This is a genomic window from Streptomyces sp. NPDC032126 (assembly GCF_055580085.1).
Window position 1 is genome coordinate 1,814,511 of record NZ_JBVIMA010000001.1, and the last position, 21,555, is coordinate 1,836,065.

Annotated in this window: 18 protein-coding genes and 2 pseudogenes; 9 read left to right on the forward strand and 11 right to left on the reverse strand. The window is 70.1% G+C overall.

All coding sequences use genetic code 11. The features are described 5' to 3' along the window. Positions 1–28: 28 nt before the first annotated feature. Both ACZ5NW_RS07660 and ACZ5NW_RS07665 read right to left on the reverse strand, forming a co-directional pair. Complete coding sequence (locus ACZ5NW_RS07660) at positions 29–436, reverse strand: hypothetical protein (protein WP_468742799.1); 408 nt, start codon at positions 434–436, stop codon at positions 29–31. A 229-nt stretch (positions 437–665) separates the two neighbouring features. Then, positions 666–1,274, reverse strand: a complete 609-nt coding sequence (locus ACZ5NW_RS07665; RefSeq protein ID WP_468742800.1) for a superoxide dismutase — start codon at positions 1,272–1,274, stop codon at positions 666–668. A gap of 575 nt (positions 1,275–1,849) precedes the next feature. Between ACZ5NW_RS07665 and ACZ5NW_RS07670 the strand changes: the two genes are divergently transcribed. After that, on the forward strand, positions 1,850–2,545 hold the full coding sequence (locus ACZ5NW_RS07670; protein WP_468742801.1) for an alpha/beta fold hydrolase: 696 nt from the start codon (positions 1,850–1,852) through the stop codon (positions 2,543–2,545). Positions 2,546–2,680: 135 nt separating this feature from the next. Here the strand turns inward: ACZ5NW_RS07670 and ACZ5NW_RS07675 are convergent, their stop codons facing one another. From ACZ5NW_RS07675 to ACZ5NW_RS07685, 3 genes are all read right to left on the reverse strand, one after another. Beyond that, positions 2,681–3,574 carry an RNA polymerase sigma-70 factor gene (locus tag ACZ5NW_RS07675; protein ID WP_468742802.1) on the reverse strand — a complete coding sequence of 298 codons (894 nt, stop codon included), beginning with the start codon at positions 3,572–3,574 and terminating at the stop codon, positions 2,681–2,683. Further along, a complete protein-coding gene (locus ACZ5NW_RS07680; RefSeq protein WP_468742803.1) occupies positions 3,571–4,743 on the reverse strand; it encodes an NAD(P)/FAD-dependent oxidoreductase in 1,173 nt (390 codons plus the stop codon). Before ACZ5NW_RS07680 ends, ACZ5NW_RS07675 begins: the two co-directional genes overlap by 4 nt. A 198-nt stretch (positions 4,744–4,941) precedes the next feature. Further along, positions 4,942–6,396: an amino acid permease gene (locus ACZ5NW_RS07685; protein WP_468742804.1), complete on the reverse strand. Its 1,455-nt coding sequence runs from the start codon at positions 6,394–6,396 to the stop codon at positions 4,942–4,944. A 674-nt stretch (positions 6,397–7,070) separates the two neighbouring features. On the opposite strand from ACZ5NW_RS07685, the gene ACZ5NW_RS07690 reads away from it, so the two are divergent. Both ACZ5NW_RS07690 and ACZ5NW_RS07695 read left to right on the forward strand, forming a co-directional pair. Beyond that, complete coding sequence (locus tag ACZ5NW_RS07690) at positions 7,071–7,805, forward strand: FadR/GntR family transcriptional regulator (protein ID WP_468742805.1); 735 nt, start codon at positions 7,071–7,073, stop codon at positions 7,803–7,805. 77 nt (positions 7,806–7,882) lie between these two features. Beyond that, positions 7,883–9,352, forward strand: coding sequence for an APC family permease (locus tag ACZ5NW_RS07695; protein ID WP_468742806.1), 1,470 nt, complete (start codon positions 7,883–7,885; stop codon positions 9,350–9,352). A gap of 48 nt (positions 9,353–9,400) precedes the next feature. On the opposite strand, the gene ACZ5NW_RS07700 is transcribed toward ACZ5NW_RS07695, so the two are convergent. The 3 genes and pseudogenes from ACZ5NW_RS07700 to ACZ5NW_RS07710 form a co-directional block, all read right to left on the reverse strand. Further along, positions 9,401–10,321 (reverse strand): TIGR04222 domain-containing membrane protein, encoded by a 921-nt coding sequence (locus tag ACZ5NW_RS07700; RefSeq protein WP_468742807.1) that lies wholly within the window; start codon positions 10,319–10,321, stop codon positions 9,401–9,403. 11 nt (positions 10,322–10,332) lie between these two features. After that, entirely contained in the window at positions 10,333–11,733 is a 1,401-nt protein-coding gene (locus ACZ5NW_RS07705) for a DUF6745 domain-containing protein (protein WP_468742808.1), read from the reverse strand. Positions 11,734–12,207: 474 nt separating this feature from the next. Further along, positions 12,208–12,539 (reverse strand): annotated as a pseudogene (locus ACZ5NW_RS07710) (ATP-binding cassette domain-containing protein); the annotation flags it as partial. A gap of 140 nt (positions 12,540–12,679) precedes the next feature. Here ACZ5NW_RS07710 and ACZ5NW_RS07715 point away from each other — a divergent pair. From ACZ5NW_RS07715 to ACZ5NW_RS07730, 4 genes and pseudogenes are all read left to right on the forward strand, one after another. After that, entirely contained in the window at positions 12,680–14,419 is a 1,740-nt protein-coding gene (locus ACZ5NW_RS07715; RefSeq protein ID WP_468743015.1) for an aromatic amino acid ammonia-lyase, read from the forward strand. Between the two features lie 415 nt (positions 14,420–14,834). Then, positions 14,835–15,215: a hypothetical protein gene (locus ACZ5NW_RS07720; RefSeq protein WP_468742809.1), complete on the forward strand. Its 381-nt coding sequence runs from the start codon at positions 14,835–14,837 to the stop codon at positions 15,213–15,215. A 148-nt stretch (positions 15,216–15,363) separates the two neighbouring features. Next, positions 15,364–15,589 (forward strand): annotated as a pseudogene (locus ACZ5NW_RS07725) (IS5/IS1182 family transposase); the annotation flags it as partial. A 383-nt stretch (positions 15,590–15,972) separates the two neighbouring features. Then, positions 15,973–16,941: an SGNH/GDSL hydrolase family protein gene (locus tag ACZ5NW_RS07730; RefSeq protein ID WP_468742810.1), complete on the forward strand. Its 969-nt coding sequence runs from the start codon at positions 15,973–15,975 to the stop codon at positions 16,939–16,941. 116 nt (positions 16,942–17,057) lie between these two features. Here ACZ5NW_RS07730 and ACZ5NW_RS07735 read toward each other — a convergent pair whose 3' ends face one another. The 3 genes from ACZ5NW_RS07735 to ACZ5NW_RS07745 form a co-directional block, all read right to left on the reverse strand. Then, a complete protein-coding gene (locus ACZ5NW_RS07735; protein ID WP_468742811.1) occupies positions 17,058–17,594 on the reverse strand; it encodes a hypothetical protein in 537 nt (178 codons plus the stop codon). Positions 17,595–17,880: 286 nt separating this feature from the next. After that, entirely contained in the window at positions 17,881–18,222 is a 342-nt protein-coding gene (locus ACZ5NW_RS07740; RefSeq protein WP_468742812.1) for a hypothetical protein, read from the reverse strand. 524 nt (positions 18,223–18,746) lie between these two features. After that, the gene (locus ACZ5NW_RS07745; protein ID WP_468742813.1) at positions 18,747–19,289 is read right to left on the reverse strand and encodes an SMI1/KNR4 family protein; all 543 of its coding nucleotides are present in this window, start codon (positions 19,287–19,289) and stop codon (positions 18,747–18,749) included. A gap of 148 nt (positions 19,290–19,437) precedes the next feature. Between ACZ5NW_RS07745 and ACZ5NW_RS07750 the strand changes: the two genes are divergently transcribed. After that, positions 19,438–20,838, forward strand: coding sequence for an SMI1/KNR4 family protein (locus tag ACZ5NW_RS07750; protein ID WP_468742814.1), 1,401 nt, complete (start codon positions 19,438–19,440; stop codon positions 20,836–20,838). Continuing rightward, complete coding sequence (locus ACZ5NW_RS07755) at positions 20,835–21,536, forward strand: hypothetical protein (RefSeq protein ID WP_468742815.1); 702 nt, start codon at positions 20,835–20,837, stop codon at positions 21,534–21,536. The genes ACZ5NW_RS07750 and ACZ5NW_RS07755 overlap by 4 nt, the downstream gene beginning before the upstream one ends. Positions 21,537–21,555: the final 19 nt, after the last annotated feature.

Sequence of the window (21,555 nt, forward strand, 5' to 3'; positions counted from 1 at the left end):
GGTAAGCGGGAAGCGGCCGTCGACGCACTCAGTGCGCCAGAGTCTGCACAGTGTGGCGCAGTTGAGAGTCCGGGACGCGACATACGGTGGTGTTGCCGACCTTGGTGCGGATGATCACGTGGGTGCTTTCCGCGTTGAACCCCGGCACGTAGTCGGAGTCGTAGTGGGTCCGCACGACGTCCAGACGCAGCTCCCGCCAGGCGTACACCTCGATGCGCTGGTCACGCTGGTTTCCTGCGAACACCACGCCGCCCTCGAAACAGTGCAAGCGGGGTCTCGGCTGCCGCAGGCGCCAGCGGCGGATTGCCTCGGGCGCGATCGCCAGCAGCAGCGCGGCAGGGATCAGCAGCGGCATCAGGAGGACGGTTGTGATCACCACGCCGAGGCCGAGTGCTGTCGCGGTGACCGTAAGGGCCCGCATCTCGCCGTCCTCCATGGCGTGCAGGTACCCCGACCGTACGTGGGAGCCCAGGCTCCGGGTCCGGGCGAGCTCGAGTACCTCGGCCGATGGAGCCTGCGTCATCGCCCCTCCTCCGGAGTGTTTCCGCTCCTTCGTGGAAAGCATCCCCGAGGTCTCAGGCAGCCAACCGAGCGGTCGCTGAAGCGAGTTGGCGGGTCGGGATGCTGTGGCTTCCCGACCCGTCGGGCGATGTCGTGATGGTGGGTCAGGTGCCGATCGCCGCGCTGTAGCGGGCGGCGACGTCTTCCCAGTTGACCAGGTCCCAGAGCTTGGTGACGTAGTCGGGGCGGACGTTCTTGTACTGCAGGTAGTAGGCGTGCTCCCAGGCGTCGAAGACCAGCAGCGGGGTGGTGCCCTGGCCGACGTTGCCGTGGTGGTCGTAGACCTGCTCGACGATCAGGCGCTTGCCGAGGGGTTCCCAGGCCAGGACGCCCCAGCCCGAGCCCTGGACGGACGCGGTGGCAACGGTGAGCTGTTTCTTGAACGCTTCGAAGCCTCCGAGGTGTTCGTCGATGGCGTCGGCGAGGGCGCCGTCGGGGCGGTCGCCGCCGTCCGGGGAGAGGTTCTGCCAGAAGATCGAGTGCAGGACGTGGCCGGAGAGGTTGAAGGCGAAGGTCTTCTCCAGCCCGACCAGGCCGGTGGGCGTGATCTGGTCCTTGTCGCGGGCTTCGGCGATCTGCTCCAGGGTGTCGTTGGCGCCCTTGACGTAGGCGGCGTGGTGTTTGGCGTGGTGCAGTTCCAGGATCTGCCCGGTGATGGCCGGCTCCAGTGCGGCGTAGTCGTAGGGCAGGTCGGGAAGCGCGTAAGCGCTCATCAGGCACGTCCCCTTTCGGCGTGAGTGATCGTCCTGGGACAGCCTACGCCTCTATTGCGAAGGACTTGCAACAACAACTGAGATGCATCAACATGATCTGTGGCGGGGTCGGCCCGTCAGTCTTCGGTGTCTGAGCGCCTTCCGTCCGTCGGCGTGCCCTTCCGGAGAGTGATCGTCTTCTCACCCGGCGCCCGCCGGTCCCGGCCGACCCCGCTCTGCCGTGCGGCGACCTCAGCAGTTGGCGGGTGCCGCTTGCCTGGCCGGCTGGGTGAGGCGTTCGTGACGACGCCTGAGCGCGGGCCGACAGCTCCTGCTCACCCTCGCCCAGAGGGGACGAGTGTCTCCGCGATCCCCCGCAGTTCGAGCCCCCGACCAGGCCCGCAACCGCAAGAAGCGCGGCTCGCGCGGCGGCCGGCCGCCGACGTTCGACCCCCAGGACTACAAGGCTCGCCACGCCGTCGAGTGCGACATCAACCGCCTCAAAAGGCGCCGCGCCGAGCTTCTTCGAAGCGAAGCCGTTCTGCTGTCAGCCAAGACTGTCGCGTCTCCGAAGGCATGAGCGACAGGATCGTCACATGCAGCCGATCTTCGTTCTCGTGCACAGCCCGTCCGTAGGCCCCTCGACCTGGCACCCTGTGGCCGAACATCTGACGGCGGCGGGCTACCAGGTGCGGGTGCCGTCGCTGCTGCACATAGGCGCCGGCGCTCCGCCCTTCTGGCCCCGCATCGTCGACGCCGTCCGCGACGACCTCCGGCAGGTTCCGGCCGACAGCCCCGTCACGTTGGTCGCTCACAGCAACGCGGGCCTGTTTCTCCCGGCGATTCGCTCGGGCCTCGACCATCCAGTGGTCGGCTCCATCTTCGTGGATGCCGCGCTGCCGGACCGGACCGGACCGACCCCCGTCGCCACACCCGACTTGCTGGAGTTCCTCCGTCCGATGGCGGTGAACGGCAGGCTGCCGCGCTGGACCGACTGGTGGGACGAGGCAGACGTCGCACCCATGTTCACCGATCCGACGATGCGGAAGACAGTCATCGAGGAGCAGCCCACCCTGCCGCTGTCCTACTACGAGCAGCACATCCCGGTCCCCGACGGCTGGGACGACCATCCCTGCTCCTACTTGCTGTTCGGCCCTCCGTATGACGACCTCGCGGCCCAGGCGGGCGAACGCGGCTGGCGTGTGGCACACCTGCCTGGCGCACACCTCCATCAGATCATCGACCCTGCTGGCACAGCCCGTCACCTCGTCGAGCTCGCCCCTCCTGCTTGATCGACTTCCGTACGCGCCCTACAGCGGCAATCGACGCGCTCGCCGACACCGGCCTGCCCTGCTGGGCGGACAAGGGCTACGCCTGGCCACGCTGAGGCAATCCTCGCCCGCCACCTGAACCACTCACAGGATGCCTCACCTGCTGATCTGACGCGGAGTCGTCAGCGCGACGAGTTTGTCCGGGTTGCGGATGGCGTAGAAGTAGTTGATCTTCCCGTCGACGACGTCGACCAGGAAGACACCCTCCAGCCGGTCTCCGCGGTAGGCCGCCATCGCGGGCGCGTTGTTGCAGTTGACCATCTCGATACGCAGGTCCGGCACCCGTCCCCTGCGGAACAGTTCCTTGACGAGCGCGGCCACCTTCTCCGCGCCCACCACCGGCCGGCGTACCGCGGAGACCTTGCCGCCGCCGTCGGCGGTCCACGTGGCATCCGGTGCGAGCAGAGAAAGCAGTCCCTCCATGTCACCGGTCGCCGCCGCGGCCATGAACTGCTCAGTGATCCGCATGGACGTCTCGGTGTCGACGGGGTCGAAACGCCTGCGCCGTGCCTGCACGTGCCCGCGGGCGCGGTGCGCCATCTGGCGCACCGTCACCACGGACTTGCTCACCGCCGCGGCGATCTCGTCGTAGTCGAACCCGAACACCTCGCGCAGCACGAACACCGCGCGCTCATCGGGGGTGAGCGTTTCGAGCAGCACCAGCATCGCCATCGACACCGACTCGGCGAGCACCACATCGGCCGACGCGTCGTCCTCGCTGAGCAGCAGCGGCTCGGGCAGCCAGGAGCCGATGTACTCCTCGCGGCGGCGCTTGCCGGCACGCAGGGAGTTGAGCGCCTGGCGGGTCACCAGCCGCGCCAGGTACGACTTGGTGTCCCGTACCGTCGCGAGATCCACCTGGGCCCATCGCAGGTAGCTGTCCTGCAGGACGTCGTCGGATTCGGTCGCCGAGCCGAGGATCTCGTAGACGATCGTGAACAGCAGTGGCCGCAGTACGGTGAACCGCTCGGCGTGCTCGTCGGTGGTCATCGGGCCGCCGCCGCCATCTGCTCGCGTCGCGGTCCCGGCTTGGACCACACGATGGTGCCCGGTTTGCGTGCCTCCATCCCGATGCCCATCAGCGTCTTGCGGCACTGCTCCTCCTTCGTCTGCGCTCCCTGCTGCCCGTCGAAGCAGGTGTCCAGGGGAGTGTCGTCCGCGCTGACGAGCTGCTGTATGCCGGCGTGTCGGCCCAGGCTGATGAGCACCCCTTTGAAGCCCTGATCCAGCACCGCCGGGGCGGTTCCCGCGATGCGGCTGAGCACGGTGTCGGCGGCCTGCACGCCAAGAGGTAACGCGGCCTGGCAGCTCATCCGCAGCGGCCGGCCCGACGGTGAACCGGCGTCACCCGCCGCGACAATACGGTCGTCGTCGATGCTGGTGAGCGTTTCGTCGGTGAGTAGCCGACCCAGTTCGTCCACGCGCAACCCACTGGCCGCCGCCAGACCCGGCACGCCGAAACCGGCCGTCCAGATGGTGAGCGCGCTCTGCCGTACCGCTCCATCGGTGAGGACGACCGCGTTCTGACGGACCTCAGCCGCCGTTGTCCCCTCCAGCACGGTGACACCGTTCTCCGACAGCCACTTCGCGACGGATCGGCGGCCGGGAGCGCTGAGCGTGGGTGCCAGGGTTCGCCCGGCGACCAGAGTGACCTTGCGCCCTTGTTCGGCGAGCTCCGCGGCCGTCTCGATGCCGGTCAACCCGCCGCCGACCACGGTGACCACGGCATCGGCCGGCAGTTCCGCCAACCTGGCGCGCAGCCGCTGGGCGGATTCGAACTCGGCGACGGAGTGGGCGAATTCGGCCGCGCCCGGCACAGAGGAGGGGACCGCGCCGGTGCTGCCGACCGCGTAGACGACGTAGTCGTAATCAAGCGTGCGGCCCGAGGCCAGCTCCACCGTGCGGGAGGCGGTGTCGATGCGGGTGGCGTTGTCGACAACCAACTCGATGCCGTCGCCGAGCAATGTGCCGTAGTCGACCGAGGCGTCATAGTTACCGGCCACGAACTGGTGCAGCCGGATCCGTTCGACGAACGTCGAGCGGGGATTGACCAGGGTGATGTCGACGTCGTCGCGCAGCCTGAGGTGGTTGGCCGCGACCGTTCCCGCGTACCCGCCGCCGATGACCACGATCTTGTGTGAGGTGTTGTGTTCAGTCATGCCCCCAAGACACCTGCGAGCGCAGCGACGTGACAGGACACGAAAGTGACGCCCGTCACTCCACTGAGGAGCTTGCCGGCCGTCGCAAGCGCCGTGAAAGCCTGCGGATCGGGCCCGGGGCATGTGGGGCGGCGGCGGTGCTGGGGAGTGCACCGCCGCCGGTCGAGGGTGGGCTGTCGCCCTGGGGAGAGCCGGTCCCTAGGACGGGGTGACGGTGTCGTGCGCCTTGTTGCGGCCCAGGCGGTCGCGGACGAGTGCGACGGCGACGACGCCCACCGCGACGAGGGTGGACAGGACGACCTGCTCGCGGCCGCCGCCGTCGGCGGTGTCGGTGAGCATGTAGCCCAGGACGAACGTGATCATCGCGATGGTGAGCCACGTCAGGTACGGGTAGAGCCACATCCTGACGACCAGCTTCTCCGGCGTCTCCCGCTGCAGCGTCTTGCGCATCCGCAGCTGGGAGAAGCAGATCACCAGCCAGACGAACAGGGCGATGGCACCGGAGGAGTTGAGCAAGAACTGGAAGACGGTGTCCGGCCACAGGTAGTTGAAGCCGACGGCGATGAAGCCGAAGACCACCGAGGCCAGGATGGCCGCCTGCGGGACTCCGCGCCGGGTGGTGCGGGCGAAGGCGGCCGGCGCGTCGCTGCGGCGGCCGAGGGAGAACGCCATCCGGGACGCGGTGTACAGCCCGGAGTTGAGGCAGGACAGCACGGAGGTGAGCACGATGGCGTTCATGATCTGGCCGGCGTGGGGGATGCCGATGGAGTCCAGCGCGGCGACGTAGGAGCCGTCCTTGAGGATCGCCGGGTCGTCCCAGCGCAGCAGCGACACCACGACCAGGATCGAACCGAGGTAGAACACCGCGATCCGCCAGATGACGCTGTTGGTGGCCTTGGTGACCGCTGCGCGCGGGTCGGCGGTCTCGCCGGCGGCGAGGGTGACGATCTCGCTGCCCATGAAGGAGAAGACGACCATCAGGATGCCGGTGAGGATCGCGCCGGGTCCGTTGGGCAGGAACCCGCCGTGCGCGGTCAGGTTGGAGAACCCGGAAGCAGGGTGGTCCGAACCCGGCAGCAGGCCGAAGATCGCCAGCCCGCCGATCACGATGAACGCGGCGATGGCCACGACCTTGATGCCGGCGAACCAGAACTCGAACTCGCCGTAGGAGCTGACCGAGGCGAGGTTGGTGGCAGTGAGGACCACCATGACGATCAGGGCCCAGCCCCACTGCGGCACCGCCGGTATCCAGCCGGACAGGATCTTGGCCCCCGCGGTCGCCTCCACCGCGAGCACCACGACCCAGAAGAACCAGTACAGCCAGCCGATGGTGAAGCCGGCCCAGCGGCCCAGCGCGCGGTCGGCGTAGGCGGAGAAGGATCCGGAGGTGGGGTTGGCCGCGGCCATCTCGCCGAGCATTCGCATGACGAGGACGACGAGGGTGCCGACGAGCAGGTAGGAGATCAGGATGCCGGGACCGGCGGCGGCGATGCCGGAGCCGGAGCCGACGAACAGGCCGGCGCCGATGACGCCACCGATCGCGATCATCGACAGGTGACGGTTCTTCAGCCCGGCTTGCAGGCCGGATCCTTCTGCGGTGCTTGCGCCGGTGGTCACCGTGTCGGGGGAGGGAAGAGGAGCTCGTGTTGTCATGTCGACATCCAGGGAGCAAGTGGGGACGGGGGAAGGTTCCGGCGGGATCGGTCGGGGTGGCCGCATGGATGACGCCGGGCGGGACGTGCGGGTGGCGGGTGCCGGGTGACGGAGCGGGTGGCGATCATGGCCGCGGGGAAGGCATGGTGGACCACGGCCTCCGGACCCGGTGTCTGCTGGACCGGTCGGGCCGGTGACGCTCAGGAAAATAGTTCAGGGCGATCGAATAAAACAAGGGGTCCGCTCGTCCGCCGCACGGCACCCGTGCGCCGACTCCCAGGGGCACGCGCACCCCGCACGGACACCCCGGCACCCTGGCGACGGTCCGCTCCGAGGTGCGAATGCCCTGCTCAGGCCTACGGTGACCCGCCCGTCGGCCTACCCCTCTCCCGCACGGCCGGACGGCTCCCGGAGGGGTCTTGTTTAACTGTTCACCTTGCTCTAATTTTTCTGCATCGCGGGCCGACTCTCTCCGCAAAGCGGGCAGACTCGGAACCTCCCCCGACGTTCCCCTCACCCTGGGAGCCCCCATGCACCCCACCGTGGCGTCGTCGCGGGAACCACCGGCGGCGCATCCCCCTCGCCGCGGGCCGCTCCGAGCCCGCCCCGGCGGCACACCCGGCCGCGGCCGACGCGGGCCCCTACCGCGGCCAGCAGGCCGTTAGGGTGGCGTCGTGGTGAATGCAGCGGGCAAGTTCGGGCCTTACAACCAGCCAGGCCAGGCTCCTACGACCTCGCTCACCGGCGTGGCACACGCCCGCGCGCTGCCCCTCGGGGGACAGAGCGGATCCGATCTCGTCCGGTCGCGGATCGCACTGCGGGTACGCCTGCGGTCCGTGCGGCCCGGTGACCGGTTGCCGGATGCCGGGGTCCTCGCCGAGGAGTTGGGAATCGGCGAGATCACGGTGCGCCGCGCGCTGGAGGGTATGTGCCAGGACGGCCTGCTCGACCGTCGTCGCGGACGGGCGGGCGGAACCTTCGTGGCGCAGGGCTGGGACACCGTCGTAGCCCTGATGCACGACGCCGAGGAGGCGGCTTCACTGGACGCCTTCCATCTGCTGCTCGAATGCGGACTGGTGGCACACGGTTCGGGAGAGGTCCCGGCCGAGCGGCTGGACGCACTGCGCGCACTGGTGGAGGAGACGGAACTGACCGACGACCCGGCCCGCATGGCCGAGTTGGAGACCCGGTTCCACCTGGACCTCGCGGAGGCGCTCGGCGGCGCCGGAATCCGCGAGTTCGCCGCCGATCTGCTCGGCCGGATGTGCCTGCTGATGCCCCCGCCGGAGCCCGCGGTGCTACGGGCGCAGAACCGCTGCCACGCCGAACTGCTCGCCGAACTCGGGCGGGCCGCGACCGATCCGGCGGTGCAGGCGGTGAAGGAACACCAGCGTTCCCGGCACCGCTGACGCCCTGTCCGCGCCCGCGCGACGCCCGACAGCCCGCGCACTTTTTCCGCCGCCACACCGCACGAGGAGTCGCCGCCATGCCCAGCCCCGGAGCCGGTCCGCTGTCCCCGCCGGGCCCCGTCGACGGCGCACCGCAGCGGCTGCGCGGCGGCGTCCTCGGCATGGCGGACATCGCCGCCGCCACGATGGCCAACGTCGGCCCGGCCATGAGCTTCTTCTTCGGATTCGCCTTCCTGGCCACCACCGCGGGCGTGGCGTCACCGCTGACCATCGTGGCCGCGGGCATCGCGGTCGCGCTCCTCGGCAACACGCTGGCGGAGTTCTCCCGCGCGCATCCCTCGGCGGGCAGCTTCATCACCTTCGTGGGCAGGACCTTCGGACCGGTGAGCGCGGTGACCACGGCCCTGCTGGCGGCGCTGGGCTACATCATCGCGATGGCCGGCGTCATCTCGATCTCCGGCGGGTTCGTGCAGATCACCCTGCACCACTACACCGGCGTGGACCTGCCGTGGATCATCTGGACGCTGCTGCTCACCGGGCTGGCCGTGGTCCTGATGCTGCGGGGCGTGGTGGTCTCCACCAAGTGGGCCGGCTACTTCTTCGGCGCGGAGATGCTGGTGCTGGTCGTGGTCTCGGTCGCGGCGCTGGTGGAACACCACGGCAGCCTGTCCTTCGACCCGTTCCTGCCCAGCCACATCCGCCACGGCCTGAACGGGCTGGCGGCGGGATTCCCGCTGGCGGTGTACCTGTTCATCGGCTGGGAGAACTCGGCGGCCCTCGCCGAGGAGACGGAGAATCCGCGGCGCAACGTCGGCCGGGCGGTGTTCTCCTCCGTCGCGATCATGACGGTGAGTTACGTCCTCTTCGCCTACGCCACCGTCACCGGCTTCGGCTACGACGTGACCGGACTCGGAGACTCCCGGATCCCCTTCATCGAGGTGGCCCACGACACCCTCGGAGCGCTGGCGTTCCTCGCCTACCTCGGCGGTCTCACCTCCACCCTCGGCGTACTGATCGCCGGCATCAACTCCCAGGCCCGCCTGGTCTTCAACGCCGGACGTGAGGGGCTTCTGCCGTCCTTCCTCGGCTACGTCCACCCCACCCGCCGTACGCCGAACAAGGCGATCGTCACCTTCACCGCCACCGCCCTGCTGATCATCGGCGGCTGGGCCCTGGGCCACCTGCTGGGCTCCGCCGACGGCTCCATGAACCCGGTGGTCTTCTTCACCGAGTCCTCGACGCTCGGCGCCATCCTGATCCTGCTGGTCTACCTCGCCTCCAACATCGCCCTGCCGCTGTACTACCGCAGATACCGCCCGCAGGAGTTCCGGCCGGTACGGCACCTCCTCCTGCCCGCACTCGGCACCGCGGCCATCCTGGTCCCGCTGTACTACCTCGCCAAGCCCGGCCAGCCCGCGCCGTACAACTGGTTCCCCTACGCGGCGATCGCCGCCCTGCTCACCGCGGTCGGCTACGCGGCCCTGCTGGCCCGCCGCGACCCGACCCTGGCCGAACGCGTCGGCTCGGTCGTCGCCGACGCGGACTGAGCACGCGCCGGCGAGGATGAGGCCGATGGCGTCGGTGAGGATGCCGCGCTATTCGCCGGGGCCGTCCACGTACACGACGGGTTCGGTGCGGTCGGCGAGCAGGCGGGGGTGGAGGTGGTGCAGAGCCGCCGAGCCGAAGAGGGCGACGGCCATACGGGCCTCGGCAGGGTCGTACGGCCGCGATGCCGTGCGTGAGCGGGGATCCAGTCCCGCGTGACGGGCCAGGGCGCGCTCAAGACAGAGAGTGCCCCGCCAGGTCACGGTGGGCAGAGGGCGGGTCCGGTACGCCAGCTGGGCCGGCTCCCGCCACGACGCCGTGACGACTACGGCTGCGGTGAGGACGGACACGGTGGCCCGCACCCAGGCGCCGTCGATCGACAGGAACGCACCGCACAACAGCGCGATGCCCCCCGCCATCCCGAGGGCCCCGCGCCGTCCCCGCACCTCGGGAACGGGATACGGCGGGTCGGTCGACCGACCGGCGGACGCGGGGCCCGCTCCCCGAGCCGGGCGCAGCAAGCCCCGCGCGAGCAGCGACTCCTCGACGGATGTCAGGGCAGGACGCAGACAGCGATGCCTCAGCTCCCACAGATACAGGCCAGGTCCCGCGGCGGCATTCCGGACCTCCCTCTCCAGGCCGTCGGGCTCCGCTGTCGCCGCGGGTACCGGACTGGCCGCGACCCAGCGCTCCGGAGGGTCCGCGTCCCGTGCGACGCGTTGAAGCACGCCGTCGGCGACCAGCCCCGCCAGCAGGACGTCCTCGGCGCGCAGCTCACCGCCGGCCAGCATGGCCACCTCCACCGGACCGAGTTCCTCGGACGCCCTGTCCCCGGCTTCGGCCTCCCGCCGTTCCGTGGCCAGCGCGCGATCCCGGGCGCCGGCCGCCACGCGGTCCGCCATGAGCCCCTCGACCAGACACACAGCGAGCAGCATGGCCAAGCATCCGCCGAACACCAGCCAGTCGATCACAGCCGTCTCCCCTACAGCACGTGGTGCTCGACACCCGGTCGGCGCCAAACGCCCCTCAGTTGCAGTCCGTTGTCCATCGGCATCTGCAGATGCGCTATCAGGTACGTTCCCGGCGCGCAGGCCAGGGGAGTTCCGTCTGACGGCACCAGGTAGCCGACGGCATCCGGCCCTACGGTGAAGAGACCGCCGTCCGCGTCAACTTGTCTGAGCGCGTGCCATGTGACCGTCCCGTCGGCGTGGAGCCGGTAGGGGCCGCCCTCGTGGCCGCCGGGCACGATGACGCCCTCCGCCGGGACGGGGCTGCCGGGACCGGCGGACGGATAGCCTCCCACCACCATGGCGACGGGGACGACCGCCACGGCGCCTTGGCGCTGCGGGCCCTGCCGCACGGGAACAGTCACCGGCTGCCCGTTCGGCAAGGTGAGGGTCCGGGTGGCCTCGCAGCCGGTCGCGCGGTTCACGGCGGGATACTGCTCGCGCTGGAGACGGAGTTTCCAGGCCGCGGCTTCGACGGGGTCGTCGTAGGGGCACGATGTCTCCCAGCCATGGCGGCCACCCCTTGCATCGGTGAACACCAGCACTCGGGTGTGCCGCAGCGGCATCCCCTCGGGCATCTTGTACAGCGTGAGGGTCCCGCCCGGGACGGCCGGGTCAGCCACGGGCGGGTGCGCCGGAGGTATCCCGGCCGCGTCGAGGAACTCGGGCCAGCCGACGCGTTCCACGGCGGAACGGCAGATGTCCGGGTTGGGCTCGGCCAGGATCCGCTCGGCCGACCAGCCCTCCTCGATGAGGTCGCCCGGCACGGCCACTCCCCGCCAGGCGTGGCAGGTCCAGCCATCGGCGAACGTCAGCGCGGGGCCGTCCGCGCAGTGCAGCCGGGTCCCCCCGGCCAGCCCCAGCCGTTCCTGCGTCCGCATCGCCACCGGCCGCCGTGAGACGACGCACAGGTCGCGGTAGGGCCACCACCATCCGCAGCCGGAGCGGGCCAGGTCGGTCAGGATGGCGAGGTGACGCTTCAGGAAGGGAGCCACCTTCAGTAGCCCGAGCTCCTGCAGCACGTCGTAGAAACCGACCCATTGCGCCGCGCTCCACGCCCCGTACCACCCCTGCGGGACCTCGGGACGCGCCTCCAGCGCGAGCCGCAGGGAGTCCGAGAGCAGCGTGTGCACGGACCAGCCGTCGGTGCACTCCACGGGCGGGGCGTACCAATTGAGGAGCGCCAGCCCGAGTTCCTCCGCGACCCGCAGGAGCGCCGATTCGTCGACGTCCTCTCCGAGGACCCAGCCGAGGGCCTCGATCAGCCCGTGGTCGCCCGGCATGACCTGGACGGGGCCACCCGGCGACCACTGGTTGGCGAACTCCGCGGGGGTCGGCAGCGGGTCCCGAACGTGGGCGCCCGCCTCGCTGATCACTCGGGCGGCTTCTCCCGGTGAGTCGACCCACACGACCGGTGGACACCTCAGCCCCTGGCTCGTGTACAGCTCCGCGAACGCCCATTCGGCAAGGGACTCGTCGACAGGGCAGTCCAGGGCCGCGGCCGACCGCCATGGTGCACACAACTGGGCCAACCGCCACGTCTGTTCCGGCCCCAGTGTCAACCGAGTGCTCTCCGCCTCCACAACGTCCCCCCTCCCGGTCCGGTGGCCCCCGCCACAGCCGGAAGCGACCATGCTGGGGCGCCGGTTCCCCAGCGTCAAGGGGCTTGTGACCTCGTGGGACCCGGTCGAGGTGCGTTCTTGTGACGCTCGGTGCGTCGCCGATGAAGGAGTGCTCCCAGGCATCGACCGGACAACCAGTTCAGCGTTCGGGCGATAACGAGCGGGGGTGCGGGCGAGCAAGGCGCCGTGGAGACGGCCGATCTACCGCCCGCAGGGCGCGGCCGGTCGGGATCGGAAGATCGCGATCTGGTCGCCCAGGCGTACGGCCTCGTCCACGTCGTGGATGACGAAGACGATGGTCTTGCTCAACTCCTTCTGGAGCCGGAGCAGTTCGTCCTGGAGCTGGGTGCGCACCACCGGGTCAGGTCCTTGCCGCCGACCCGGATGGTGCCCGAGGTGTGCTCTGTCATCCCGTTGATCATCCGCAGGGTCGTCGTCTTGCCGCAACCGGAAGATCCGACGAGGACCGTGATGCCGCCTTCCGGCATGCGGAGGGAGAGATCGTGGACTGCCGTCGTGCCGTTGGGGAAGCGCTTGTGGACCGCATCGAACCGGATCATGAGACGTCCCTTGCCCGGCTGTATATCGTCATGCAGAGTTCTTTGTGGCTGAATACCTTGTCGGCGACTTGGTGTTCATCCGGAGTAACGGATGACCGCACGGCGAGATTGAATGTCCGGTCAGGAAGGATTTGGGCTTGATATCGTCTCAGATCGTGGACGTGCCGGATGCTGCGCACACCGGACTGGTGGTCCTCGACGGGATCGGGCTGGGCGTCGCGGACGTCGTCCGCCTCGCCGACGGCGCCGCGCGGCCGGTCCCGGGGACCGACGCGATGAAGCGGGTGACCGCATCCTGGGACGCGGCCCGGCAGATCGCCGCGACCGGTCGCGTCTACGGCCGTTCGACCGGCGTCGGCGCCAACCGGAACGAGGACGTGCCCACCGAGGCGGCCGCCGAACACGGACTGCGGCTGCTGCGCAGCCACGCCGGCGCGATCGGAGACGAGCTGCCGTCCCGGCAGGTGCGCGCCATGCTCGCCGTACGGGCCAACCAACTGCTCGCGGGCGGGGCGGGCCTGCGGCCGACGGTAGTGACGGCGTTGTGCGAGGCTCTGGAGAACGGGGCGTATCCGGTCGTCAACGAGTTCGGGTCGGTCGGCACCGGGGATATCGCGGCCCTGGCGCAGGTCGGGCTGGCGCTCGCGGGGGAGCGTCCGTGGCGAGCGAGCGGGACCGGCGCGGGTGCGGGCGGACCGTCGGGCGGCCTCGGGGAGAGGCCCGTCGGCGGGTCGAGCGACGCTCATGGGTCCGGGGTGGCCGGCGCTCATGGGTCCGGTGCGGTCGGCGCCGCTGGGTCCGTTGCGGTCGGTGTCACCGGGTTCACCGCTGTCGGCGCCCCTGGGGCCACCGCTGTCGGCGCCCCTGGGGCCACCGCCGTCGGGGCCCCTGGGTCCGCCGCTGTCGGCGCCCCGGAACCGCAACCCCTCGACAACAACGACGCGTTGGCCTTCATCAGCAGCAACGCCCTCACCCTCGGGCAGTCCGCGCTCGCCCTGCACGAACTGCGCGGGCTGATCGAGGCCACGCAGGTCGTCGCCGCGCTGTCCCTGCTCGCCGTCGACGGCTCGCACGAGGCGTACGCCGCCCCCGTGCACGCCGCCCGCCCGCACCGGGGGAGCGCTCGCGTCGCGAGACGCATGCGGGAGCTGATCGGCGCCGCCGACCGGCCAACCCCGCCGCTGGGCCGTATCCAGGACCCGTACGGCTTCCGCTGCCTGCCGCAGATCCACGGCCCGGCGCACGACGCCGCCGACGCCCTGGAGGAGGTGCTGGCGATAGAGATCAACGCGGCCGCCGAGAACCCCCTCATCTCGCCCGAGGACATGACCGCCTACCATCACGGAGGCTTCTACCAGGCCCAACTGGCCCTCGCCCTGGATCACTTCAGGCTCGCCCTGACCCAGGTGGCCCGTCTGTCGACCTCCCGGCTGTCCACCCTCAACGAGCCCGCCTACACCCGTCTGCGTCCCTTCCTCGCCGACCGCGAGCCGGCCTCCTCCGGCGTGATGATCCTCGAGTACGCCGCCGGGGCCGCCCTCGGGGACCTGCGCGCGTTCTCCGCTCCCGCATCGCTCGGGCACGCCGTACTCTCCCGGGGCGTCGAGGAACAGGCCAGCTTCGCCTCGCTCGCCGCACGTCAGACCGTGCGCGCCTGCCGCGCGTTCCGGCTCGTCGTGGGCTGTGAACTCGTCGCTGCCGTAAGGGCGGTGCGCCAGCGCGACCTCAGGCCCGATCCGGACCTTCCGGTGGGCCGAGCGTTCCGGCTCGCCGAGTCCGTACTGCAGGAGGACCAGGCCGACCGGCCGCTCACGGACGACGTGACGGCGGCGGCCGCACTGTTGGACCGGTTCACGGACATCTGGAGGGGGAGCGAGTGATGGGCGCGGCGAGGGAGACGAGCGTGTCGGACAGTCCCGCGGGGCGGCTGAAAAGTTCTTCCGTACGCCCTTCGTGTACTTCCCGAGGCCGATCCGTAGGCCTTGGGCATTGCTCGCTGCGCCCTCACCGCCTTCCGCTGCCAATCCCCGGACAGGTGCGTTGACTTCGCTCGTCGCTACAGTGCGTGTCATGTCGAACGCTCAACCGGCGGAGTCCGGCCCACAGGGCCCGTACTGGCCGTCCCAGCCCCCTGCGCAGCAGACGGCGAGCACCCCTCCCGTCCCCCCACAGCCGCAGGCCGCGTACGGCCCCGGACCCTACGGTCCTCCTGGTCCTTACGGCGCTCCCGGAGCGTACGGGCCGGGGACGTGGGGTGCGCACGCCCAGCCTTTCGCTCCGCTCTTCCCGCTCACCATGCCCGCCTCGGTGCGGGGCGCGCAGGTGGTGAACTTCGCCATCGCGGGACTGGGATTGCTGCTCACTGTCGTCGTGGGTGCCGTGGCGGGCGCGGAGGCCGCCGGACGTTCCTTCGCGGGGTATCTGACGGCGCTCGTGCTTTTCGTCCTGGCGTTCCTGTACTCGAAGGCGGGCAACGGCGTCCGGATCGCATCCGTGGTGCTGGCCGTCCTGCAGATCCTCCTCGGCGTGGGCGGCGCGGCGAACCACAATGCCGGGGGCATCGTTCCGCTCGGCGGCGCCATCGCCGTAGTCGTTCTGCTCAGTCAGCGCTCGGCGATCCAGTGGTTCGGGCGGCCCCGCTCGCCCGGCGTATCGCCGCAGCAGCCGTACGCCTGAGGACGTGCTCGCGCCTGTGCGTATGTGCGCGAGATGCCGGCGCGCCCAACCGCCCTGCCGTCGGGGGCGGATGCAGGGCTGGAGCGGGTCGCCTTGACTGCCCATCAGTTGGTCGGACGTATCCGTTCGGTTAGTGATCACTGATGCGATGTGGGATCGGATCAAGCCGCTGATGCCGGCCGATGGGGCTGGGCTCGTTCCAGACCGCTCTCAAACGGGTGATCCGGTGGGCCGTGGCCGGGACCGGAACGGATTCTTGCCGCGCTCCTGGTAGCGGCCGATGTGGCTGATGACCCGGTTGGACCGTGTCGGTGGACTCCACCGTCTGCCGAGCCCACCAGCACGCCGGGGGAGCCAGGAAAAAGGGGCGCCTGACGCACCGGCCTTCGAGGCCGTCATGGCCGGCATCCGAGGTCCGCCACCGCCTATGGCGAGGCCTTACCGGCAGTCGGCCACCAGCTTTCGACGCCGAGACATACAAACAGCTGAGGTTCCCGGTGATCGAGAACAAGACAGCCGCCGAGGGGACGAGTGGTCGGCCGGGATCCTGCAGTCGATCAAGAACCTTCCCTGCGCTGCGCAAGTACCGCACCAGAGCGGTCGCCCGTAGCGCGCGAGTGGTCGGGACACCGAGTCCCAGTCACCCACAGAGACGCACCCCACCACTCGCTGGTGACTGTCCGCATTGGATCTAGTGCAAGGAGTGACGGTCTCTTTATGGTCAAAGTGCCGCCAAAAACGTATCTACGGAGGATTCGTGGCACGCTTCCGCACTCGTCTGGCCCTGCTCGGCTCGGCCGCAGCCCTCACCGTCGGGGCTCTGGTCCCCGCGCAGTTCGCCGGGGCTCAACCCGCCGCCGCTGCGGACTTCCAGTGGGTCGCCCTAGGTGACTCCTACACCGCCGGGGTCATCCCGGCCGCCGGCGATGTCTTCGAGGTTCCGCGCGACGGTTGCGAGCGCACCGACCAGTCCTACCCCCAGCTCATCGACCGCGATCTCGGCTCGCTCTTCGACCTGACCAACGTCAGCTGCGGGGCCGCCACCATCGAGAACGTCACCGACGAGGCGCAGGAGCCGATCGGCCGTCACCTGCCGCCGCCCTTCCCCGAGGACCCGGACTACCCGTTCCCCTCGGTGCCGCCCCAGTCCGCGGCGGTGGGCCCCGGCACCGACGTGATCACCGTCGGCGTTGGCGGCAACACCCTCGGCTTCGGCGGCATCCTCATGCAGTGTCCCAAGCTCGGCGAGGGAAGCGGTGGCGTTGGTACCCCGTGCAAGGACGCCCTGGCCGCCGGCATCCCGGCCCGGCTGAACAAGGTGAGCCGGGAGTACGACCGGATGCTCACCGTGCTCCACGAGCGCGCCCCGCACGCGAAGATCCTGGCCGTCGGTTACCCCGCCATCGTCCCCGGCGACACCTCCAAGTGCCGCTACAACGACCCGACGCAGTTCGGCTCGATCACCCCAGGTGACCTCGACTGGCTGCGCCAGGACGTCCTTGAACCTCTCAACAAGACCGTCGAGAAGTCGACCGGCACACAGGACGCCGCCAGCTTCGTCGACCTCTACGACTCCTCCCGCAACCACAGCGTCTGCGACGCCGGCAAGTGGGTGGAAGGCTTCCTCACACCCCCTGACCAGCTGTCCTTCGTACACCCCAACGCCCTCGGCCACCGCAACGCCGCCAACCATGTCGAAGCAGCGATGCTGAACACCCTCGGCTGAACCAACCCACACCCGACACCCGACCAACGCCCCCCACAGAAAGCTGGCCTCCGGCACCGGCCGGAGGCCGGCTCCGCGTTACGTCGGGACGCCTCTACTCCCGACAAACCCAGGTGCTAGTGGATCATGGTGTTCATCAGAATGATCACTAGGCCGATGAGCATGTCGAGGCCGCCTGACCGGCATGAGGACGGCCATGTGTGCCCGGCCGCGCGGGCGGCCCAGGTGCCGAGGCCGAACAGGGCGATGGTGTTGAACAGCAGGGCCGCGTCCGCGGCGGTGGCTTCTGCCCACCAGCCGGCTACCGCGGCGAGCAGTATCCCGATGCTGGGCAGCACGGCGGCGACCAGGGGCCATTCGGCGAGGACCGATCGGAGTCTGCTCGTGGTGGCCGCCTCGTCGGCGGATGCGCGTTGGGCGATGACGTGGGCGTATCCGTGGGCGGCGCTGGAGGCCAGCGCGGTGATCAGTACCCACAGCGCGTCCGGACCGGGATCGGCGTTCTCTCCCGTGGCGTCCAGCGCGGCCACCATGGCGCTGGCCAGCACGAGTCCGTAGATGCCGCTGAACAGCCACTGCTCCGGCGGCTGTCGCCGCCTGATCTGCTGTGGTGCGGCGCGTGCGGGGAGGGCACGGTCGGCGCGGTCGGGCATCGCATCCCCTCGGTACCAGAAGAGGGCCAGGTCGGGACATGCTCGCCGGTGTGACGTCGGGGAACACGTCACCACGCGGGCAGGCGTGATGGTTGTGCCCGAAGGGAGGTGAGGTCGCTGGTGCCGGAAGCCTCCCGGTCATCGGAAGAGGCCGTGCTGCGGCTGAAGGAGTTCGGCCGAGGCGATGGAGGGGCACCTCGTTCACGAAGGAGCGGGGTGGCGTACGGCGTCATGCCGTGCGCCACCCCGCAAGATGTCCTCAGCGTATGGCCGTGCGGCCCCGTGCTCAGGACTTGATGTCGACAACCTTCAGGTTGGTCGGGTACCCGGAACCGCAGTTGAGCGTGGCCGCCTTCTCCGTGCCACGGCTGCGGTAGCCGGGGTCTCCCTTGTAGGGGCCGTGGGCGCTGCCCGGACCGGCGCACAGGCCCTGGACGTTCCAGCTGCCGCTGCCGCTCCTGCACCATCCGACGGCCTGGTGGATGTTGGACTGCGAGACGTAGGCGGTGCAGCCGGACGGGCCACCGGGGGCGGCCTGGGCCGCGGTCGTGGCACCGAACATCAGTCCCGTGGCCAGCAGGCCTGACGCCGACACAGTGGTTGCGAACTTCTTGAGTGTGCTGGTCATGCACTCTCCCCGTTTCGAACGGATCTTGTAACCCGCGCGAAGTTAGCCGGACACGGCAGAAGGCCGCGTCATGCCCAGGGATGACCGGACAGGGCGCTTGATGGTGTATGAAGCGATCTCCAAACCGAGGGATGGGCTGCTGCCCGAACTTCCGCGCGCATCAGCCTCGTTCGTTGATCGCTCCGCAGCCGGCGCATAGGAGAAGGGCCTCCCGCACAGTTCGGTGATGTCGAGTCAACGAACCATCAGGAGGCCCGGGTGTTTCACTGTGGCGTGCGTGCTCCGTCCGCGTCCAGCCCCGAACGGCCGTCGGCGCCTCGGATACAGCGGCTTCATCGGCCGCGACAGCGGCTTGAAGCCGTTCCTGCTCGGCCCTCAGCTCCTCCGCCCGGGCGGGCCAACGCCACCCGCTCACGCCGCTCCAGCACCGACGCCATCCGCCACCTCTGACCACGCCCCGCACCGACGGCCCGAGCATGCCTAACGAGCGACGGCCACCCACCCCACCTGGGGGTACGGAGGGTTCAGTCCCACCAGTCGTCGCCGGCGTGCCAGCGCTGCACCCACTCCTCGAAGCCCCATGCCTGGTCGCCGGGCGCCGGGGTGGCGCCGACGTCGGCGATCATCCAGACCTCGCCGCGGCGGGGGCCAGTGGTCAGCAGAAGCCAGAACGACTGCCCGTCCTCAGATCCGAGGACGATGGATCCGTTGTTGAACGCGGCGTCGATCCGCGGGTCTTCGGGGTCGACGTTCTCGTCGTCCTCCCAGGGCCAAGCTGCCTCCAGGGGGAAGGGTGCGCCCAGCTGTCGCGGGCCGAGGTCGGGCCACGCGTCGGGCAGTCGGCCGAGCGGCTGGAGACCGCCGTCGTCGGCGGGGCCGAGGCTGGACCCGTTGCTGATCTCCGCGATGAACGTCCGGTACGGCTCCGGGAGAACCACCCGGTTCTCCTCCTCCCACGCCGCGACGGCTTCATGCCCGAGCGCCGGCTCGCGCCATTCCGGGGGGAACGCGGAGCGCAGGAAGTCGAGAGTGGCTTCGGTGGGACGCTGATCACGTGTGTCTGTCACGACGGCGATGCTGGCAGAAGAGCTGGCAGAGCCTCGGGGGGACGGTACGTCAGACGGAGCGGCAGTGTCAGTGGCCGGTCCTAGGATCGTTTCGCACGCAGTGATCGGGCGTCTGCCTGCCAACCAAACGACCGAGCGGAGAGCGCCGTTGTCCTCGATACATGACTTCGCGACCTGGGAGCCGTTGCTGCGGCTGGTGCGGGATTCCCACGCGGAGCAGCTTGCCGCACCGGGTGGTTGCTTCACGGGCCAGATCAGTCTCGGCAGTTGGACCCTGCCCGCGCCGCAGCCGCGCTCGATGCCAGGGCGAGGTCTGCAAGTGGCGGACATGCAGGACCAGTTCAACGCTGTGGAACGGGTCCAGGCCGCCCTCAGGGCCGACGGCGCGAGCGGTGTTTCGTACATGGTCGAGACGGCGCCGGACGGGAAGGTGGTGCTCCATGTCATCGACGCGGGGCCCGCCGTGGAGCACGGCGTCAGGAGCCCCTTTGTGGGAGCGCTGCTCCTGGTGGAGGGCGCCGTTCCCGAGCCCTGGCGGCGTCTGCCCGTGGAGTTCCCGGGGGCGGCGCCGGCGCCGTCGGCGGACCCGGCGCTGCTGGAGCGGACCCTTCGCGACCGGCTCCCCGACGCCATCGGTGCCAGCGAGGAGGAGATAGCCGCAGCGGAGGCGCGCCTCGGTGTCACGCTGCCCGACGAACTCAAGGCCCTCTACCGCGTCACCCGTGCGCGGTGGCAGGACTGGAGCGGCGACTACGCTGCGCAGGAACGCGTCAGCGAAGCGGTCGGCTGTGAGCTCTTCCCCCTGGACGGGCTCTATGTCGCGGATGCCCGGTCCCGTCCCTGCCCTTGGCAGTTCGCCGCCATGGACGCGGTGGTCACCGCATCCGACGCCGCCGTGCAGGGTCTCGTCGGCTCGCCCGGCTGGATCGCCTTCGGCGACAACGGCGGCGGCGACCGGCTGGCCCTGGACCTGACACCAGGCCCGGGCGGGCACGTCGGGCAGGTCATCATGATCGACCACGAGCGGAGCATCGGGGCCGCACTGCGCGCCGATTCCCTCACCGACATGGTGGTCAACCACCGCGACGACTGGCGCTCGGACGATGCCGGGAACCGTCCGCCGGTCGTGGCCCAGGTGAGCACCCACAGCCTGGGTGACATGCCGGCCGTCGCCCGGCCCGAGCTGGAGGTGCTCCGGATCGGTGGTCGGCAGGGTGAGCCGGTCGGCCTCGGTCCGGTCGCCGGCCTTCCCCGCCTGCGGACGCTCACCGCCTCCCCAGGCACGCTGGCCGACCCTCTGGAGATCGCCCGGCTGACGAGTCTGGAGTACCTGAGCCTCGGCCCCGAGGAGTGGCGCGTCCTGCTCGACGCGGGCGCCGTCCCCCGGAGCCTGTCGGCCGCCGGCATCGATGTGCAGGGTGAACAGCCCCCGTTGCCGGTCCTCGACCTCGCCAACGAGCTCCTCGCCCTGTGGGACCGCCCTCTGATCACCCGGACCGTCCTCGAAGGTGACCTGGACAGCGACCGGACGGCCGGGAGCGCCCGGTGAGCGACGGCGGAGTGGAGGAGATGTGGGCGCCGCTGCCCGCGTACAGGGTCGAGATCGGCACCGAACCGCTGACTCGGCCGGCCCGGAACTCGTTGGGCGGGTGGCCCTACTTCGACGACGACCAGGAGTGGCCGCGTTGCTTCTGCGGCGAGCGGATGGCCCTGTTCTTCCAACTGGACGTGCCGGATGACATCGAATTCTTCGGCGGAGAACATTTGTCGGTCTTCCACTGCGCCCACCACCACGACGCGTCCGACCCGGTGACGGCCGACGGCCGCCTCGTGCCCCGGTTCTGGGAGGCTCCGCAGCCGCCGTTTTCGGGCTCGTTCTGGCGGGTGCTGCTCCAGCGTGACCCGGGGGTGCCGGAAGCGGAGCGCGAACCGGCCGTGCGCGCCCTGCCCCTGACGCTGCGGCCCTTGGTGGACGCGCGTGGGCCGTTCGGCGCGCCTTTCAAGGTGGGTGGTACGGCGGCCTGGGCGCAGTCGCCCGAGGGGTACCGGTGCGCGTGCGGCACGGAGATGGCGTTCCTCTGCCAGGTACCCGACTACCAGGAGTTCGGCGTCCACCCCGGGGCCCCGGTGCAGCCCTACAGCATCCGGGACGACGCGTACCTCCTGTTCCTCGGCAACGAGGTCTACCTGCTGGCCTGCCCGGCACGTTGCGATCCGGCGGCCGTCTTTCCGGTGAACCAGCACTGACGCCCGGTCGCCGGGACGC

Excerpts from the sequence above, each read along its gene's own strand:
- ACZ5NW_RS07675 (WP_468742802.1), bottom strand. The coding sequence starts at position 3,574 with ATGACCACCGACGAGCACGCCGAGCGGTTCACCGTACTGCGGCCACTG.
- ACZ5NW_RS07695 (WP_468742806.1), top strand. The coding sequence starts at position 7,883 with ATGCCCAGCCCCGGAGCCGGTCCGCTGTCCCCGCCGGGCCCCGTCGAC.
- ACZ5NW_RS07740 (WP_468742812.1), bottom strand. The coding sequence starts at position 18,222 with ATGACCAGCACACTCAAGAAGTTCGCAACCACTGTGTCGGCGTCAGGC.
- ACZ5NW_RS07685 (WP_468742804.1), bottom strand. The coding sequence starts at position 6,396 with ATGACAACACGAGCTCCTCTTCCCTCCCCCGACACGGTGACCACCGGC.
- ACZ5NW_RS07660 (WP_468742799.1), bottom strand. The coding sequence starts at position 436 with ATGGAGGACGGCGAGATGCGGGCCCTTACGGTCACCGCGACAGCACTC.
- ACZ5NW_RS07665 (WP_468742800.1), bottom strand. The coding sequence starts at position 1,274 with ATGAGCGCTTACGCGCTTCCCGACCTGCCCTACGACTACGCCGCACTG.
- ACZ5NW_RS07720 (WP_468742809.1), top strand. The coding sequence starts at position 14,835 with ATGCCCGCCTCGGTGCGGGGCGCGCAGGTGGTGAACTTCGCCATCGCG.
- ACZ5NW_RS07680 (WP_468742803.1), bottom strand. The coding sequence starts at position 4,743 with ATGACTGAACACAACACCTCACACAAGATCGTGGTCATCGGCGGCGGG.
- ACZ5NW_RS07735 (WP_468742811.1), bottom strand. The coding sequence starts at position 17,594 with ATGCCCGACCGCGCCGACCGTGCCCTCCCCGCACGCGCCGCACCACAG.
- ACZ5NW_RS07670 (WP_468742801.1), top strand. The coding sequence starts at position 1,850 with ATGCAGCCGATCTTCGTTCTCGTGCACAGCCCGTCCGTAGGCCCCTCG.